Source organism: Acinetobacter sp. GG23 (genome assembly GCF_057766365.1).
The window spans coordinates 161,960-178,876 of the sequence record NZ_JBYMDJ010000004.1 but is presented as its reverse complement, the minus strand read 5'-3'; the positions used below and the strand labels follow the sequence as shown (position 1 = coordinate 178,876).

21 protein-coding genes are annotated in these 16,917 nt (G+C 41.3%); 12 read left to right on the top strand and 9 right to left on the bottom strand.

All coding sequences use genetic code 11. The annotated features are described in order from the left end of the window. The first annotated feature begins 52 nt into the window (after positions 1-52). The gene (gene rdgB / locus AC3CAU_RS09220) at positions 53-679 is read left to right on the top strand and encodes an RdgB/HAM1 family non-canonical purine NTP pyrophosphatase (RefSeq protein ID WP_447054025.1); all 627 of its coding nucleotides are present in this window, start codon (positions 53-55) and stop codon (positions 677-679) included. A 164-nt stretch (positions 680-843) separates the two neighbouring features. Here the strand turns inward: rdgB and AC3CAU_RS09215 are convergent, their stop codons facing one another. After that, complete coding sequence (locus tag AC3CAU_RS09215; protein WP_447054023.1) at positions 844-1,719, bottom strand: AEC family transporter; 876 nt, start codon at positions 1,717-1,719, stop codon at positions 844-846. A 154-nt stretch (positions 1,720-1,873) separates the two neighbouring features. On the opposite strand from AC3CAU_RS09215, the gene tatA reads away from it, so the two are divergent. The 4 genes from tatA to AC3CAU_RS09195 all read left to right on the top strand — a co-directional run bounded on the left by tatA (position 1,874) and on the right by AC3CAU_RS09195 (position 5,758). Continuing rightward, a complete protein-coding gene (gene tatA, locus AC3CAU_RS09210; protein ID WP_447054021.1) occupies positions 1,874-2,107 on the top strand; it encodes a twin-arginine translocase TatA/TatE family subunit in 234 nt (77 codons plus the stop codon). 6 nt (positions 2,108-2,113) lie between these two features. Continuing rightward, complete coding sequence (tatB, locus tag AC3CAU_RS09205) at positions 2,114-2,581, top strand: Sec-independent protein translocase protein TatB (RefSeq protein WP_447054019.1); 468 nt, start codon at positions 2,114-2,116, stop codon at positions 2,579-2,581. Beyond that, on the top strand, positions 2,578-3,357 hold the full coding sequence (gene tatC / locus AC3CAU_RS09200) for a twin-arginine translocase subunit TatC (RefSeq protein ID WP_447054017.1): 780 nt from the start codon (positions 2,578-2,580) through the stop codon (positions 3,355-3,357). Before tatB ends, tatC begins: the two co-directional genes overlap by 4 nt. Before the next feature lie 172 nt (positions 3,358-3,529). After that, positions 3,530-5,758, top strand: coding sequence for a PhoX family protein (locus AC3CAU_RS09195; protein ID WP_447054015.1), 2,229 nt, complete (start codon positions 3,530-3,532; stop codon positions 5,756-5,758). A 57-nt stretch (positions 5,759-5,815) separates the two neighbouring features. On the opposite strand, the gene AC3CAU_RS09190 is transcribed toward AC3CAU_RS09195, so the two are convergent. Then, positions 5,816-6,598 (bottom strand): NRDE family protein, encoded by a 783-nt coding sequence (locus AC3CAU_RS09190; protein ID WP_447054014.1) that lies wholly within the window; start codon positions 6,596-6,598, stop codon positions 5,816-5,818. Between the two features lie 93 nt (positions 6,599-6,691). On the opposite strand from AC3CAU_RS09190, the gene lgt reads away from it, so the two are divergent. The 3 genes from lgt (at position 6,692) to AC3CAU_RS09175 (ending at position 8,353) form a co-directional block, all read left to right on the top strand. Next, positions 6,692-7,504 (top strand): prolipoprotein diacylglyceryl transferase, encoded by an 813-nt coding sequence (gene lgt, locus AC3CAU_RS09185; RefSeq protein WP_447054013.1) that lies wholly within the window; start codon positions 6,692-6,694, stop codon positions 7,502-7,504. 82 nt (positions 7,505-7,586) lie between these two features. Further along, complete coding sequence (locus AC3CAU_RS09180) at positions 7,587-7,973, top strand: AzlD domain-containing protein (protein WP_447054012.1); 387 nt, start codon at positions 7,587-7,589, stop codon at positions 7,971-7,973. Continuing rightward, positions 7,973-8,353: a hypothetical protein gene (locus tag AC3CAU_RS09175; protein ID WP_447054010.1), complete on the top strand. Its 381-nt coding sequence runs from the start codon at positions 7,973-7,975 to the stop codon at positions 8,351-8,353. The genes AC3CAU_RS09180 and AC3CAU_RS09175 overlap by 1 nt, the downstream gene beginning before the upstream one ends. Positions 8,354-8,489: 136 nt before the next feature. On the opposite strand, the gene rplT is transcribed toward AC3CAU_RS09175, so the two are convergent. Beyond that, entirely contained in the window at positions 8,490-8,849 is a 360-nt protein-coding gene (gene rplT, locus AC3CAU_RS09170; RefSeq protein ID WP_131216512.1) for a 50S ribosomal protein L20, read from the bottom strand. A gap of 12 nt (positions 8,850-8,861) precedes the next feature. Then, entirely contained in the window at positions 8,862-9,056 is a 195-nt protein-coding gene (gene rpmI, locus AC3CAU_RS09165) for a 50S ribosomal protein L35 (protein WP_067721945.1), read from the bottom strand. Positions 9,057-9,304: 248 nt separating this feature from the next. On the opposite strand from rpmI, the gene AC3CAU_RS09160 reads away from it, so the two are divergent. Together AC3CAU_RS09160 and AC3CAU_RS09155 are read left to right on the top strand one after the other, a co-directional pair. Beyond that, positions 9,305-10,564, top strand: a complete 1,260-nt coding sequence (locus AC3CAU_RS09160) for an MFS transporter (RefSeq protein ID WP_171537560.1) — start codon at positions 9,305-9,307, stop codon at positions 10,562-10,564. Positions 10,565-10,668: 104 nt separating this feature from the next. After that, a complete protein-coding gene (locus tag AC3CAU_RS09155; RefSeq protein ID WP_447054008.1) occupies positions 10,669-11,403 on the top strand; it encodes a TonB family protein in 735 nt (244 codons plus the stop codon). Positions 11,404-11,452: 49 nt separating this feature from the next. Here the strand turns inward: AC3CAU_RS09155 and AC3CAU_RS09150 are convergent, their stop codons facing one another. From AC3CAU_RS09150 to AC3CAU_RS09140, 3 genes are all read right to left on the bottom strand, one after another. Beyond that, positions 11,453-11,878 (bottom strand): YqaA family protein, encoded by a 426-nt coding sequence (locus AC3CAU_RS09150; protein WP_447054007.1) that lies wholly within the window; start codon positions 11,876-11,878, stop codon positions 11,453-11,455. A 15-nt stretch (positions 11,879-11,893) separates the two neighbouring features. After that, complete coding sequence (locus tag AC3CAU_RS09145; protein ID WP_447054006.1) at positions 11,894-12,178, bottom strand: hypothetical protein; 285 nt, start codon at positions 12,176-12,178, stop codon at positions 11,894-11,896. A 109-nt stretch (positions 12,179-12,287) separates the two neighbouring features. After that, positions 12,288-12,911 carry a glutathione S-transferase N-terminal domain-containing protein gene (locus AC3CAU_RS09140; RefSeq protein WP_447054005.1) on the bottom strand — a complete coding sequence of 208 codons (624 nt, stop codon included), beginning with the start codon at positions 12,909-12,911 and terminating at the stop codon, positions 12,288-12,290. 332 nt (positions 12,912-13,243) lie between these two features. On the opposite strand from AC3CAU_RS09140, the gene AC3CAU_RS09135 reads away from it, so the two are divergent. Together AC3CAU_RS09135 and AC3CAU_RS09130 are read left to right on the top strand one after the other, a co-directional pair. Further along, the gene (locus AC3CAU_RS09135) at positions 13,244-13,702 is read left to right on the top strand and encodes an Hsp20 family protein (RefSeq protein ID WP_131216522.1); all 459 of its coding nucleotides are present in this window, start codon (positions 13,244-13,246) and stop codon (positions 13,700-13,702) included. Positions 13,703-13,893: 191 nt separating this feature from the next. Further along, positions 13,894-14,271 carry an SPFH domain-containing protein gene (locus AC3CAU_RS09130; protein ID WP_092718520.1) on the top strand — a complete coding sequence of 126 codons (378 nt, stop codon included), beginning with the start codon at positions 13,894-13,896 and terminating at the stop codon, positions 14,269-14,271. Between the two features lie 66 nt (positions 14,272-14,337). Here AC3CAU_RS09130 and infC read toward each other — a convergent pair whose 3' ends face one another. Further along, positions 14,338-14,889 carry a translation initiation factor IF-3 gene (gene infC, locus AC3CAU_RS09125; protein ID WP_131385910.1) on the bottom strand — a complete coding sequence of 184 codons (552 nt, stop codon included), beginning with the start codon at positions 14,887-14,889 and terminating at the stop codon, positions 14,338-14,340. A 5-nt stretch (positions 14,890-14,894) separates the two neighbouring features. After that, entirely contained in the window at positions 14,895-16,817 is a 1,923-nt protein-coding gene (gene thrS, locus AC3CAU_RS09120; protein WP_424619315.1) for a threonine--tRNA ligase, read from the bottom strand. Between the last annotated feature and the right edge of the window lie 100 nt (positions 16,818-16,917).

Here is a 16,917-nt window from a genome sequence, read left to right as displayed (position 1 = left end):
TAGCTAAGTTTGCTAAAATACGCACAATTATTTTCAAATAAAGATCGAGATCATGGCTTCTACAGATTGGTTATCCCAAGGCACACTAGTACTTGCAAGCAACAACAAAGGCAAAATTGCCGAATTTGAAAAACTGTTTGCTGAACTGAATCTACCTGTCGAAGTGGTTGCTCAGGGCAAACTCAACATTGAAGATGCAGTCGAGGACGGCTTAAGCTTTGTCGAAAATGCAATTATTAAAGCCCGTCATGCGGCTAAAATTTCAGGCAAACCGGCCATTGCCGATGATTCCGGGATTTGTGTACCGATCTTGGGCGGCGCCCCTGGAATCTTTTCTGCACGTTATGCCGGTGAACATGGCAATGATGCCGCGAATAATGAAAAACTGTTAGCGGACTTAAAACCGTTACGTAAAGACGGTCAAGTGATTGAAGGCATGTTTGTCTGCGTCCTTGCTCTAGTTCAACATGCAGAAGATCCGCTTCCACAAATTTTTCAGGGCATCTGGACAGGTGAAGTCCTGGAAACAGCGCGTGGCGAAAATGGTTTTGGTTACGACCCGCTGTTCTGGTTACCTGAACTGGGTATTTCCAGTGCCGAGATGAGCAAGGAAGATAAAAATAAGATCAGCCATCGTGGTCAGGCGATGAAACTGTTTAAGGCGAGTTTGGAGAAGTAATTTTCGCTCTCAAAGAAAGCCCCCTCTCTTGCGCCATACTTGACTCAGGAGAGGAAATTTCAATTCTGGTTGAATAAATCCTTTTTTATCTGCCTCTAATAAAGGCAACAAAAGCCCCTCTTCAAAAAGATAGGGAATATATTGTGCAACAGGAGGATTCAGCTTTAAATAAAATGCAACATCACTCCATATAGCATCACCACCCCACAACTCACAATTGTTCCCGAAGCGATATATCTGGCAGAAGTGCCAGTACCTTGATAGTGAGTTTCTAATGCCACAATGTTGGCCGCTGGCGGTAAACAGAACAATAAGAACATTACCCCAATGTATTGTTCAATATTCGGTATTGGAATCATCCAATATGTCAGTCCACACAGCACTACACCACAACCAAGTTTTAATACGGCTACACGACTACTCTGCAGTAAATCTTTTTTATACACTTTGGTCTGCTGTAACCACATCCCCAATATGCACATTCCTGTAAAGCTCATTCCAGTTTTAGCTAGGCTATAGATCAGATCAATCGTTTGATGTAATTCCAAATGCTGCACGTCTAATATTCGACAGATCAGTGCCAAACTCAATGCCATTATGGGGGGAGATTGCATGACTTTTTTCGCAATATCAGAGAGCGCTTGTTTGTCTGAACTGACGGAAGTGACGGCCCAAATATTACCAAAAATAGAACCGCCCACATATAAAGCCACCATCGGTGCACTGATTTTAGGACCGAATAAAGCAATTGCAAAAGGAAAGCCCAGCCATGCCATATTCACATAGCTAAAACATAAAGCCCGCAATTGGTCTTTAAACAGGACAAGGGAAAAATAGAACAGCAGCACCGCAACCACAAAGCTAAAGAGCATCAAACTCAAGCTGCCCGCTTGATAAAACACCATGTTGTAAATAATCACGATGGGAATAAAAACTCGTGCCAATAGGCTCGAAAAAAGTGATTTTAAACGTGTTGAAAATTGGCTTGTAGCAAGTCCCCAGCCACATAAAAAGCCAAAAAGCGGTAACAGCAAGGTCACAACATCATTCCCAGTACTCAGTATAAATATGCTAGCACCGAATCAAGCACAACAGCAGATTAAATGACTTTTGTCTTTAAACTGCAATTTTTCAGTCACATTGCTGTCATCGCAACATGTTCAGATGGTTCTAAATAAAAAATGAGTAAAGAACATGGCAGGATTATCGATTTGGCACGTTGTAATTTTTGCAATTGTGGTGATTTTATTGTTCGGAACATCAAAACTAAAAAATTTAGGCAAAGATGTCGGTGGTGCAGTCAAAGACTTTAAAAAGTCGATCAAGGAAGATGACGTAGCTCCTTCGTCATTAAATGAACCTAAAATAATTGAACATCAAACCAGCCATTCTGATGTCAATTCTCCAGCAAAAACCCACTCAGGCTAAAACCTTATGCTCAATATTGGTATGACTGAACTGCTGGCTTTTGGCATTATTAGTTTATTGGTGCTTGGGCCAGATAAGCTTCCCGAAGCTGCACGTTTCGCGGGGAAATGGTACGCTAAAATCAAACGCACGATCAGCAATGTACAGAATGATATTGACCGCGAACTGCGTTTGTCTGAATTACGTGAACAGATGCAAAATGAAATGCAGCGGATTCAAGAGCTCGAACAAAAGATGCAAGCTCAAATGCATGAACTAAAAAAACAATCACAACCTGCAAAATCACCAGTATTACAAAACGCAGTGCCCCATAATAAAAATGCTCCCCCTATTTATAGTTTTATTAAACAACCTCAGCCTTTGTGCGTTTATTTGAGCATACGAAATGTGTGTAGCATTATGCCGTCAACAGAAAAGTCTTTAAACAGCATACCTCCAATTTCACAATTAAATGAATTCAAGGTGGCTGTATGAACACTCCGATAGAAAACCAGTTGCCGATTTCCTTTGCAGATCCACAACCCTCAGATCTTGAAGAAATGCCGATTACTCGACATCTGATGGTCTTGCGTCAGCATCTGTTTAAAATTGTCGGTTTACTACTGGCACTATTTTTTTGCTTATTGCCTTTTGCCAATCAAACCTATCAGCTTTTGTCTGAACCTTTACGTGCACAGCTCCCTGTTAGCTCATCCATGATTGCCACCGATGTTACGGCGACATTCATGGCACCGTTTAAGTTGAATTTCTTCGTTGCCTTGATGTTAGCCATGCCTTTCATCATTTATCAACTTTGGCGCTTTGTAAAGCCTGCACTCTATGAAAAAGAAAAGACCTTAGCCATGCCTCTGCTGCTAGGTAGCATCAGCTTGTTTTATGCAGGGATTGCTTTCGCCTATTTTGTTGCCCTGCCTTCTATTCTGCATTTTTTCATCAGTGTTTCACCAGAAACGGTCGCCCCAATGACCGACATTAACAGTTACTTGGCTTTTTGCTTAAAACTGTTCTTGGTATTTGGCTTTACCTTTGAAATTCCGATTATTACCTTAGTGCTGATTTTAATCGGACTGGTTTCTACGCAACAATTAGTCGAAAAACGGCGTTTTATTGTGGTGGGCTGTTTCTTTGTCGCGATGTTCGTGACCCCACCAGATGCAATTTCGATGATCATGCTGGCCATCCCCATGTGGTTGTTATTTGAAATGGGGCTGTTCTTTGGCAAATTGATTGAAAAACGCCGAGCAGTTTAAAGACCTCAAACAAAATTTTTTAGGCAGACTTTGGTCTGCTTTTTTATTCAGACATTTTCATCAATCTGACTTATTTTCTTCACCAGACTGTCATTCAAACGTCAGCGCGCTGTCATATTTTTCACCTAAGTTTAGTACAACTTTATAACAACCATACATTTGGAAAAATATCATGACAGACTTTACACCTCATCATGAAGATAATGTTTACGACAGCAATGAATCCGGAAATTCTGAATTTAAAGATCTGTTTAATAAAAATATTACCCGTCGTGATCTTATTACAAAATCTGCAGGTGGTGCCGTTGCTTTAACTTTAGCCGCGACTTTAACCGGCTGTAATGATGATGACAATAACAGTTCAAATAACGGTAGCACTCCGACTACACCGGTTGAAGAGGTAAAAACACCGACTTCATTAACTTTTAAAACCGTAGATAAAAACACCTTAAATGCCTTTACCGTTCCAGAAGGTTATCAAGCGCGTATCTTATTTGCTTTGGGTGATCCGCTCGCTGCAGGTATGCCGGAATGGGATGACAACAATATTCCAACTGGTCCAACATTTAGCATGCGTTCAGGTGACAACCATGATGGCATGACCTTTTTTGGAATGAATAAATCCAAAGGCAATTATGATCCGAAAGCATCCAATGAAGGTTTGTTGGTGCTTAATCATGAATACATCAATCAAGGTTACTTACATCCAACTATTAACACGATTAAAGATGCTATTCGTTCAGAAGATGAAGTGATTCGCGAGGTCAATTCACATGGTGTTTCGATTTTGCATGTGACCAAAGATCCAAGTACCCAAGAAGTGAAGATTGATAAAAATTCAATCTTTAACCGCCGCATTACTGCAGCATCGAAAATTGAATTTTCAGGTCCCGTCAAAGGTCATGCACTGGTTAAAAGCAAAATAAGTCCTGAAGGTTTATTTACCTTCGGTACACATAATAACTGCGGTAACGGTTATACGCCTTGGGGCACTTATCTAACCACTGAAGAAAACTTTGATGGTTATCTGGCCCGTAATGCAAATGATGAGCGTGATCCTCAAACTGAATATGCACTAAACCGCTATAAAATTAAAAAAGGTCAGTCTTCTCAGTATAAATGGAATACCCCACAGGCCAGCTTACTTACTCAAGACATGTATGAGCGCTGGAATTCATCCATCACTGCCGCAACAGCGTCGGAAGATTTCCGCAACTCAGCCAACAGTTTTGGCTGGATTGTTGAAATTGATCCCTTTGATGGTCGTCAGCTCCCGGTAAAACGTACTGCACTCGGTCGTTTTGCACATGAAGACTGTCGTGCCAGCCGTGCCATCGAAGGACAGCAACTCGCCTTTTATATGGGCGATGACTCAACCGGTGAGTACATCTATAAATATGTATCGAATGCTAAATGGGATGCCAAAGATATCAATGGCGGTTATACAGCCGGAGATAAATACCTGAATAGCGGCAAGCTGTATGTTGCAAAATTTGATTTTAATGAAACCACACAAAAAGCGACTGGCGAATGGGTTGAGCTGAATATTAGCGATGCGCGTATTGCCAATTATGCGAGCTATAAATTTGCTGATCAGGGCGATGTTTTAGTCAATGCACGTTTAGCCGCAGATGCTTTGGGCGCAACCAAAATGGACCGTCCAGAGTGGTGTGCAGTGAACCCGAAAAATGGTGAAGTCTATATCACCTTAACTAACAACTCGAACCGTGGTAAAGCCTATGGCACAGATGCTGCCAATCCACGTAACTATTTTGATAACGATAGCGGCTCAACCAGCTTAAAAGGCAATATCAACGGGCATATTATTCGTTTACGTGAAAATAATGACCAAACCACTGCGACTAACTTCGTCTGGGATATCTTTCTGTTTGGTGCTGAAGCTGATTCCTTAACGAATGTGAATCTATCTGGCCTAACCGATGCCAATGACTTCTCTAGTCCGGATGGCATGTGGTTCGATCCACGCGGTGTGCTTTGGGTACAAACCGATGATGGTGCCTATACTGATGAAACCAATTGTATGATGCTTGCGGCATTACCAGGCCAAACGGGTGATGGTCAGGTTACTACAGCGCTCTCTGGCACGGCAACCCAGCAAACGCCTGCAGGTGCGGTTTTGAATGACAGTAAACTTCGTCGCTTCCTGACTGGTCCAAGCGGTTGTGAAATTACGGGCGTGACTATGACTCCTGACTACAAGGCTATCTTTGTAAACGTGCAACACCCCGGTGGAACATGGCCTTCAAATCATCCTAGTAACCTGAACTCAAGTAAAGGGATCGGAACACGTCCACGTTCAGCAACTGTAGTAATTACCCGTACCGATGGTAAAGAAATTGCCGCTGAATCTTTAGAACAGACCCAGCCAGCAAAAGTTTAATCATTAACTCAAGATCGAAATAAGATAAAAAAATGCCGACATGATGTCGGCATTTTTTTATGGGGTTAAAGGCAAATTGATTTGAATAATTTCACCTTGAGTGGCTCCTTGCTGGGATTTTTCTTGCCATAGCCAAGCATCATTTTTCATTCTTAAAAAATTAGAACAGCGCGTGCCATATACAGGACTTTGAATAAAAGTCGATGAGAGCAATTCTTCCATCTCTGTATTTATGCCAGTTTGTGGAAGCAGTTCAGGAATGATTTTGCGTTCATCTTCTAAAATATCCCAGACTGCAAATTCAAGATCCGCTTCAGTCGTCGTGTTCTGCTGCAACATCGGTAAAAATTCTTGGGTAAAACGTTTACGTAGATGCTTGGTCTTTTCCCAGTGTTCGGTCATTAAACCATTAGAAACCACATATACCCCTTGAGCCAAAACCTGTGGCGCTTCACCCCGGTTGCTCATATAGACTGCCTGATCTTGGTCCCCGAGCAATAAATTAAAACCGGCATAATCACATTGCCGTTTTTCCAAAGCTTGAGCAAAACGGATTGGCGTCAAATCTGACTCTAAAAATGCTTGAATCAGATGACCGCGTGAAGTCGGATAGGTTTTTTTATCAGTTGCATCTCGAAAGTTTGTCACGACTGCCCATCGTCCTGATTCAGTCACCCCCATCCATGTTCCACCAGACTGCAGATCTTGTCCGGCAATAATCGGACTATTTTCCCAAGTTTTTAAACCAGCCGTCGGACGGGTATAGAACTCATCCCGATTGGAAATCAGACACAAAGACATATCTTCCAAGACTTGCCAAGCTAAAGCTACAATACACATAATCTATGCTCTTTATCTTTACACATTGAATGTACAACATTTTTCATCACATTCAGCTAAAATCTGTGCAAAACAGAATCACAAGGAACAGGAATGCTGACCTATCCCAATATTGACCCAGTTGCTATATCGCTGGGACCGTTACAAGTCCACTGGTATGGATTGATGTATTTACTGGCATTTTTATTTGCTTGGGGACTTGCCACTTATCGAACCAAGCACAGGGATGGCTGGACACCCGATATGGTGTCTGACCTGATTTTCTATGGGGCTTTAGGTGTGGTGGTCGGGGGGCGTCTTGGCTACGTATTGTTTTACGGTTTTGAGCAATTCTTGGCCAATCCACTCTGGTTATTCCAGGTCTGGACTGGCGGCATGAGCTTCCATGGGGGCTTCTTGGGCGTAATGATTGCCATGCTGTTCTGGTGTAAAAAATACCAGAAAACCTGGTTCCAAACGCTCGACTTTATTGCACCATGCGTACCAACGGGTTTGATGTTTGGCCGAATCGGCAACTTTATTGGTGGTGAATTGTATGGTCGTCAAGTCACTGATCCAAACTTTGCCTTGGGCATGATTTTCCCGACCGATCCGCTGCAATTGGTGCGTCACCCCTCACAGCTTTATCAAGCCTTGGCTGAAGGGTTGATTCTGTTTATTGTATTGTGGTGGTTCAGTTCAAAACCTCGCCCACGTATGGCCGTTTCAGCCTTGTTCCTGATTGGCTACGGTATTGCACGCTTTGTGGTGGAATTCTTCCGCGAACCGGACAATGGACAGCTGTTTATTGGCTGGATGAGTAAAGGACAATTCCTGACTGTACCCATGATTTTGATCGGTCTCTGGATGATGTGGTACGCCTACCAAAAGAAAATTTATGATTGGGGTCCACAAAAAAATACTTAATTTTTAGCGAGGCAAAAGCCTCGCTTTTTTATCTTTGTTTTTGCTAAAGTGCAGTCAGTCCTCGTTTATCTATCAGAAGAATATGCTCGAATTTTGGTTTAATCCTAAAGTGTCCATCCTCCGCAAACTCATGATCTTTGCGGTTATTGCTATTGTTACCGGCATACTTTACTGGATGGAACCGCTAAAACCCGATGCAATCCTAATGTTCTTAGGCACCGGTATTATTTTTCTGATTTGTCGTTATTGTAAAATTCATTTTACTTCAAAAAATCCCACTGGATTGTTATATCGTCTGTTGACCTGGATTCCGATTGCCCTATTACTGGCACTTATTTTTATGCAGATGAAAGATGGTGAAATTTTGATTCCAGGCGCACAAGGTATTGGCTTTATGGCTTTGGCCATCTGTCTATTTTCACCCTTGTCTTTGCTAAATAAAAATGATCTTTCCAATGGACCTAAATAATGCTGGAATTTTGGTATTCAGATCAATGTAGCCGTCAAATCAAGCTGATGGTCTGTATTGTTACCTGTGTGATGATCTATGTGTGTTCCACAGTACAACAACTTTCGCCACTGTTTACCGGAATCAGCATTACTATTGGCATGGGCCTGCATGGATTAAGAGCATTGAACTTAAAAATTGTAGCCGATAATCCCTATAAAAAAGGTTTCGCCATTCTAATTTTTGCTATGCCGCTGATCGCTTTAATTATTTTAATTTCAGCCTTACCTACCCAGCATAAAATCGTTCTTGTCATGCAAGCAATTGGCTTTGCTGCAATTGGTTTATTTATCTTATCAACATTTCCAAATCGCAGGTTTGATAAAAATGAAGAGAGATGAGCCAGCCTCTTTGTAATTTAGCATGCAATTCATCTATCTTATTAAGACTGAGGAATTTTTTAATTAATCAGTTTTCTACTTCTGCAAAATAAAAAAGACCGCTAAAAGCGGTCTTTTTTCAATCATCCGAAGACGATTAAGCAGCTAATGCGTCTTTCGCTTTTTCGGCGATAGCAGCAAATGCAACTGCATCATGCATAGCGATGTCTGCAAGTACACGACGGTCGATAATCACTTGAGCCTTTTTCAAGCCAGCGATCATACGGCTGTACGATAAACCATTAAGACGCGCACCAGCATTGATACGTGCAATCCACAAAGCGCGGAATTGACGTTTCTTCTGACGACGGTCGCGGTAAGCATATTGACCTGCTTTAATTACTGCCTGGAACGCTACGCGATATACGCGTGAACGAGCGCCGTAGTAACCTTTAGCACGAGCAAGAATTCTTTTATGACGGCGATGAGCCTGGACACCACGTTTTACACGAGCCATTTATAAATCTCCTTAAAGGTATGGGCACATACGGCGAACTGAAGCAACGTCACTTACGTGAACCATTACACAGCCGCGCAATTGACGAATACGCTTAGCAGATTTTTTGGTCAAAATGTGGCGTTTGAACGCTTGTTTACGCTTGATACCGTTAGCAGTCGCTTTAAAGCGTTTAGCTGCACCACGGCGAGTTTTCATCTTAGGCATAACAACCTCTTTTGAACACCTGTTCGGAACGTCTGCACCATTGCAAAAACGACCTGCAGGTAAGGGAGCCAGTATTCTAAAGCATCTTTGCTTAAAACAAAAGCACATATCCTCAAAATACCCAACCAATCGTCTGCTTCTGTTAGTCTTATTTTGAGAATCTAAGAAATATAAAATGTAGGATTTTTTTATTAATAAATCATTTATTCGGTCTTATAATTATCACAACATAAGAATACTGGATTAACATGACTCCCGCACAGGATGCTTTTGCTGCACTGCGCTATCGTGATTTCTCAATTGTCACGGTGAATCAGTTCTGTCTCACTCTCGCCATTTTAATTCAAGAAATTATTGTCGCGTATTCACTTTATCAAATTACCAAAGATCCACTGACCCTAGGTTTGATTGGTTTAGCCGAAGCGATTCCGTTTATCACCTTGTCTTTATGGGGTGGCTATTTTGCTGACCGCTTTAATAAACAGACCATTATGAAAATCTGTTTGTTCTTTGCCGTGCCTTTACCTGTGGTTTTATGGTGGCTATTTCATCGTTATGGTCTAGGTGAAATTGGGATAAATACCCTTTCTTGGGGAATTTATGCAGTTATTTTTGGCTTGGGTACGATCCGCGGTTTTTATAATCCCTCGGCTACTTCACTTAAGCCGTTTCTGATTCCTCGTGATCTCTATGCCAATGGTGCAACTTGGACCACAATTGGGTGGCAAAGTGGCGTAATTATCGGACCCATGCTCGGTGGTTTCATGCTGGCATTTTTAGGTCGCGAAACCAGCTTGCTATCGGTCGCGGTATTGTTAAGTATCTGCTTTATTTTAATTAACTTGCTGCAAAAACGTAGTTTTCCCAAAATCGAAACGCATAATCTGGTTGAAAGTCTGGGCGATGGTTTCCGCTTTATCTGGAAAACCAAAATCGTGCTGTGGGCAATTTCTCTAGATCTGGTTTCAGTCTTATTTGGGGGTGTCATTGCCCTGCTGCCAATTTTCGCTGAAGATATTTTAAAAGTCGGTCCTGAAGGCTTGGGTTATTTACGCGCTGCTCCTTCCATTGGGGCGCTTTTTACCATGATTGCCCTAACCAAGTTTCCACCGACCCAAAATGCCTGGCGCAATATGTTGCTTGCAGTGGCCGGTTTTGGAGTGTTTACGCTGCTGTTTGCCTTCTCAAACAACATGTGGCTATCCCTGTTTGCTTTAGCCATGACTGGTGCCTGTGACAGTATTTCAGTCGTGGTTCGTCAAACCATTCTACAGATTTACCCGCCTGAGAATATGCGTGGACGTGTTGCGGCAGTAAATGGCATGTTTGTCTCATCAAGCAATGAATTAGGTGCGTTTGAATCTGGCTTAGCGGCAAAATACATGGGTGCTATTATGGCAACGGTCTTTGGCGGCTGTATGACCATGGCTGTCGTGACTATAAGCTGGATCAAAACCAAAGATTTATTTGGTGTAGATATCACTCAAGGTGATGATCAAAGACGTTAATTCACTTTTTAGACTTGCGAGTATTTCTAATTCAGGAAATACTTCGCACTCAAAATGCTCCGCTACCGCCGCAACCTCTGGTTTGATTAAAGAACTTAATATTTATGAAGCAAATACTGTGTTTTTCTCTACTCATGAGCTTACCGTTAAGCGCTACATATAGTGCTACAGCTAATTCATCCAAACAACTCGCGGTCCAAAAAAGCGCAGCCCTTCCGGCGCATTTAACCACGCGCATTCAATGGACCAAATTTCCACATCCTTCTTATAAAAATGAAGATTTAAAAGATCAAAACCGAAATGCAATTATCCGGATCTATGCCGATGAGACCGGTACGATTAGCAAAGCCAGTATCCAGGAGAGCACCGGTTTAAGCTATTTAGATGATCTGTTAATTAAAGCGGTACGTGAGGTAAGTGTAAAACCGCATATCGAAAATAATACAGCCCTTCCACAAATTGGCTATCAAACCTTTAGCCTGAAATTAAGTCAAGACCATGACACTGAAGTTTGCCAATACAACTTTAACTCTAAAAACTGGCAGGCTCAGCAGCAAGATAAAAAAGTACCTTTTTCATATCGTGCTCAACCCGATTTAGATATCGACTCTGAACAACTCAATGGACACAATCGTGCGGTGAAATTTACTTTTAAAGTAAATAAACACGGCGATGTAAAAAAAGTCAAAGTGAAAAACGGTTCAGGTATTTACGCTTTAGACCAACAAATTGTACGTGCAGTCTCAGACGCGAAAGTAGATGTACCACGTAAATATTGGGTTTATAAAAAATCGACTCTTAAAGATGAAATCAAGTTTGATTTAAATCAATGCCGGTAATTTGAATACGAGTCTAGGCAATAAAAAGAGATGCGCCCTGCATCTCTTTTTAAAATATTGAAAAAGCAGCATAGATAAATAAATACCGTGCTACTTTGGCAATACTCACAATCCATAAAAACCGCCAGAAGTTTTGTCTTAACAAGCCGGCAATTAAAGTAATCGGATCACCAATAATCGGCACCCAGCTCAACAGCAACGACCAGTAGCCATATTTTTGATAAATCCCTTGTGCCTTTAACATTTGCTGCTCAGAGACAGGAAACCATTTTTTATCTTTATAGTGTTCGATTTGGAAGCCTAGCCACCAATTCACACAGGAACCCAAAATATTTCCCACGCTTGCAACAAGCAGCAGTCCACCAATTGAATGACTACCCTCGGCCAACAATGCCAGTAAAACCGCTTCAGACTGTAAGGGCAATAAAGTTGCTGCGCCGAAAGCGGAAATAAAAAGTAAAACGTAGGACAGCATTAGATGAATAACAGCTTAAAGACCAAGTTTTCTCTTGGTAGATTGATATTCATAAACTGACCAGATAATGAATAAAACCATCACCACCCATCGCGCCAAATCATAACGATGCGCAATGACCCGAAAAATTTCTTTAGAGATGGCTGGATCATTGGCTTTTAGCGCCTCTGCAACTGACTGCATATGCACGACTTCAGCAATAAAGAGCAATAAACAAGCTGCAATACCAAAGATAATTGCCCAATAAATTTTCTTATTTGTTTCAACAATATGGGTCAAATTTAAGAAAAAGTCTTTCATAGCCATGAGGTCCAATAAAAAACCACCGCAACGGGTGGTTTATTTTTTGCGAGATTTAAGCGGTATTATTGCGTAATCTTAGCACAAAAACCTTTCGCAATTTTTATCCTCAAGGATTCACTTGAATTGCCAATGCACGTTGCACTGCCGGACGTGCAGTTAAGCGCTCAATATATTCTTTTACGTATGGATAATATTCGAGCTGAATTTGCTGCCATTCATAACGCAAAATCCACGGCAGAATTGCCATATCGGCAATTGAATATTCTCCCGCGACATATTTTTGCCCCATCAGCTGTTTGTTTAACACGCCATATAAACGCTTACTTTCATTGATATAACGATCAATCGCATAAGGAATTTTTTCAGCTGCAAATTTACCAAAATGATGATTCTGCCCGAGCATAGGTCCTAAACCACCCATTTGCCACATCAACCACTGTTCAACTTCAACACGTTGCTGTTCATCGGTTGGATAGTACAAGCCGGTTTTACGTCCCAAATATTGCAAAATTGCGCCAGATTCAAATACGGAAATGGCCTCACCACCCGGACCATCCTGATCGACAATGGCCGGAATTTTATTGTTTGGAGAAATACGTAAAAAGTCAGGTTGAAACTGATCATTTTCCATAATATTGATGGGGAAAATTTGATAATCCAAGCCCATTTCTTCTAAAGCTATTGTAATTTTATGACCATTGGGCGTTCCCCAATAATAGAGATCAATCATTTTTTTCTACCTTTTGTCTTTCTGGTTCTATATAACATTATTGAACAATATGAATATTTATAGCATGTTTTATTGCGCTAAACCTTAATCTTTAGTGAAACTTAATAAACACAATTAAGCTGCTTGACCTATTAATTTATCCCCTATTATCCGATTAAGATTTTTCTCAATTTTTTTAATTAAAATGCTTGAAAAGCCAAATTGCAGACCTATATTTATTCAAAGTAAAGCCATGATCGCGTGAAGCTATAGCTTTACTGACTGTTGATGCTCAGCATGACAGCCTTGAAATCTTATTTATAAAACTTTGCTGAACTCAGGAGGTTCTATCAATGAGTAATGTAAGTCTTACTCCACTATTTCGTCGCAGTATCGGTTTTGACCGTCTGAATGATCTATTTGATTATGCGATGCAAAGTGATACCCCTAATTACCCACCTTATAATATTGAAAAGACGGGTGACAATCACTACCGCATTGTGGTGGCTACCGCAGGCTTTGCCGAAGAAGAACTGATGATTAATCTTGAAAATCAAGTACTCACCATTTTAGGTAAACCTGCGGAAGAAAGTACCGATAACACGATTGAATTTTTACATAAAGGCATTGCCCGTCGTTCATTCAAACTCTCGCTACGCCTAGATGAACATATTGAAGTACAGCATGCCGACTATGAAAATGGTTTATTAAAAATAGACTTACAGCGTATTATTCCAGAAGAGAAATTGCCGAGACAAATTCCGATTGGGAAGAAAATTGAACGCTTAGAGTCCACTACTGTTGACGCATAAACCGTATCAAAGACCTGCCTAAGTGTAGGTCTTTTTCTATTTCTTCTAGTTTTAATTTAACAATCACCTCAAAAAAATAAAATGCTATTTAAAAGCTTATATGAAATATACTGCTCAAGTAGCACATAAAAAAATCATAAACATTTGCAAAGAAAAATAGGCAAAATATGCATTATTCAAAACCTGCCAATATGGGTCCAGCCACGATTTTTATCGCTTTTATCTGTTTCATCATTCTGATTGGCTTATTTCTTTTTGGCTGGCCACATTATAAAGTATGGAAACAAGGTATGGATGGTCAAGCAGCATTAGCAGAAGCCGAGCAATCCAAAATGATTCAGGTTCAGGTCGCTAAAGCAGAATTGGAAAGTGCCAAATTGCGTGCCGAAGCCATAAAATTAGTCGGTCAAGCCGCGAAAGACTATCCTGAATACCGTAAACAGGAGTTTATTGGCGCCTTTGGTGAGGCGTTACGTGATGGTCGTATTCAGCAAATTATTTATGTACCGACTGAAGCCAATATTCCAATTGTGGAAGCAGGTAAAAATAGTAGCCCTCTACAACAATAAGTAAAAAAGGCAGGCATAAAAAAGCACTGCATTTGCAGTGCTTTTTATCAATGGATCAACAAGTGCTTATTTTTTACGTTTCGGTCCAATGAGCATGCCCATTTGACGACCTTCCATTTTTGGTGCTTGTTCGACTGTACCGTATTCAATTACGTCTGCTTCAACTTTTTGTAATTGAGCAAGACCTAATTGTTGGTGAGCCATTTCACGACCACGGAAGCGCAAGGTAATTTTTACCTTGTTCCCTTCCTCTAGGAAACGAAGAATTGCACGTAACTTGATGTTGTAATCACCAATGTCTGTACCAGGACGCAACTTAATCTCTTTAACCTGAACTTGATGCTGTTTTTTCTTCGCATCTTTTTGCTTTTGCTTCAGATCGAATAAATGTTTGTTAAAGTCCATGATTTTACAAACAGGTGGCTCTGCATTAGCAACGATCTCAACAAGATCAAGCTCAACTTCTTCTGCAGCACGCAACGCTTCAGCAAGTGAAACGATGCCTTTTTGTTCACCATCTGCAGCAACGAGACGTACTTCTTTCGCACGGATCTCGTCATTTAATGCAGGACGATTGCTTTTAGCACCTTGTTGTTGGTTACGGTCAGGCTGTTTAATCTTTATTACTCCACAATGTACCGGCCGCGTTCGGCTACGGCTGCTTTCACTAGGTCAACGAAGGCATCAATTGACATAGTACCTAAATTTTTTCCTGAGCGGGTACGAACATTCACAGTACCTTCCTCTACTTCACGGTCTCCAAGAACCAGTAAGTAAGGAATACGCTCTAAAGTACGTTCACGAATCTTAAAGCCGATTTTCTCATTTCTCAAGTCAGAAATGGTACGAATTCCACTTTCTTTAAGTTTAGCGACGACTGACTCACACGCCTCGGCCTGCGAATCTGTAATATTCATTACACATGCTTGTGTTGGTGCTAACCAAGGTGGCATAAAGCCCGCATAGTGCTCAATAAGTATACCAATAAATCGTTCAAAACTTCCAAGAATTGCACGATGCAACATTACCGGCTGATCACGATCGTTATCTTCTGTGACATAAGAAGCATCCAAACGCTCAGGCAAGTTAAAGTCACATTGAATAGTACCACATTGCCAGATACGACCTAAGCAGTCTTTCAATGAGAATTCAATCTTAGGACCGTAGAATGCACCCTCACCTGGTTGTAAGTCCCAATCTAGACCTGCAGCATCTAAAGCATCAGCCAAAGATTTTTCTGCCATATCCCAAAGAGCATCTTCACCCACACGTTTTTCTGGACGAGTCGACAATTTCATTTGTACCTCTTCGAAGCCAAAATCTTTGTATACATCCAGTGTCAATTTGATAAAGTCTGCAACTTCCTGACCAATCTGTTCTTTGGTACAGAAAATATGTGCGTCATCTTGAGTAAAGCCACGAACACGCATAATGCCATGTAATGAACCCGATGGTTCATTACGGTGACATGAACCGAATTCTGCCAAACGTACAGGAAGATCACGATACGATTTTAAACCCTGATTGAACACTTGTACATGACAAGGACAGTTCATTGGTTTAACCGCATAGTTGCGGTTTTCAGAATGCGTGGTGAACATGTTGTCTGCATAGTTTGCAGCATGTCCTGATTTTTCCCACAACGTGAAATCCACTACCTGCGGAGTACGAATTTCTTCATAACCGTTGTCTTGCTGAACTTTACGCATGTATTGTTCAAGCACTTGGTAAATGGTCCAGCCATTTGGATGCCAGAACACCATACCCGGCGCTTCTTCTTGCATATGGAACAAATCAAGCGCTTTACCAATTTTACGGTGATCGCGTTTTTCTGCTTCTTCAATACGTTTTACATAAGCCGCTAGCTGTTTCTTGTCTGCCCACGCTGTACCGTAAATACGTTGTAATTGTTCATTCTTCGCATCACCGCGCCAGTAAGCGCCAGAGATTTTAGTCAGCTTGAATGATTTTAAGAATTTGGTGTTTGGTACGTGCGGACCACGGCACATATCCAGGTAGTCTTGATGGTAGTACAAGCCCATTTGTGTCTCGTTAGGCATGTCCGCAATCAAGCGTAATTTGTATTCTTCGCCACGTGCTGTGAACTCTGCAATCACATCGTCACGTGGAGTCATTTTTTTCACCACATCATAGTCTTGATCGATGAGCTTTTTCATACGCTCCTCAATCGCTGCCATATCGTCTAATGTAAATGGACGTGGCATCCAGATGTCATAGTAGAAACCTTCTTCAATGACCGGACCAATCACCATTTTTGCTTCTGGGAACAATTGCTTAACAGCATGGCCAACCAAATGTGCGCATGAGTGACGAATAATTTCGACACCCGCTTCGTCTTTAGGCGTAATGATTTGTAGCGTTGCATCTTCAGTGATGAGATCGGACGCATCCACTAAACGATCATTCACACGACCAGCAACTGTATTTTTGGCAAGACCCGGACCAATGCTGAGTGCAACGTCCATCACAGATACGGCTTGATCAAACTGTTTTTGATCGCCATTTGGCAAAGTGATAATTGGCATAAGAAATCCTTAAGGAGTGATGCCCCGTACCATGGGGCATATCACCGCGAGATTATGATCGAGGCAAAGCCTCAAAAGATAAAAACGGTGGATAAATAAA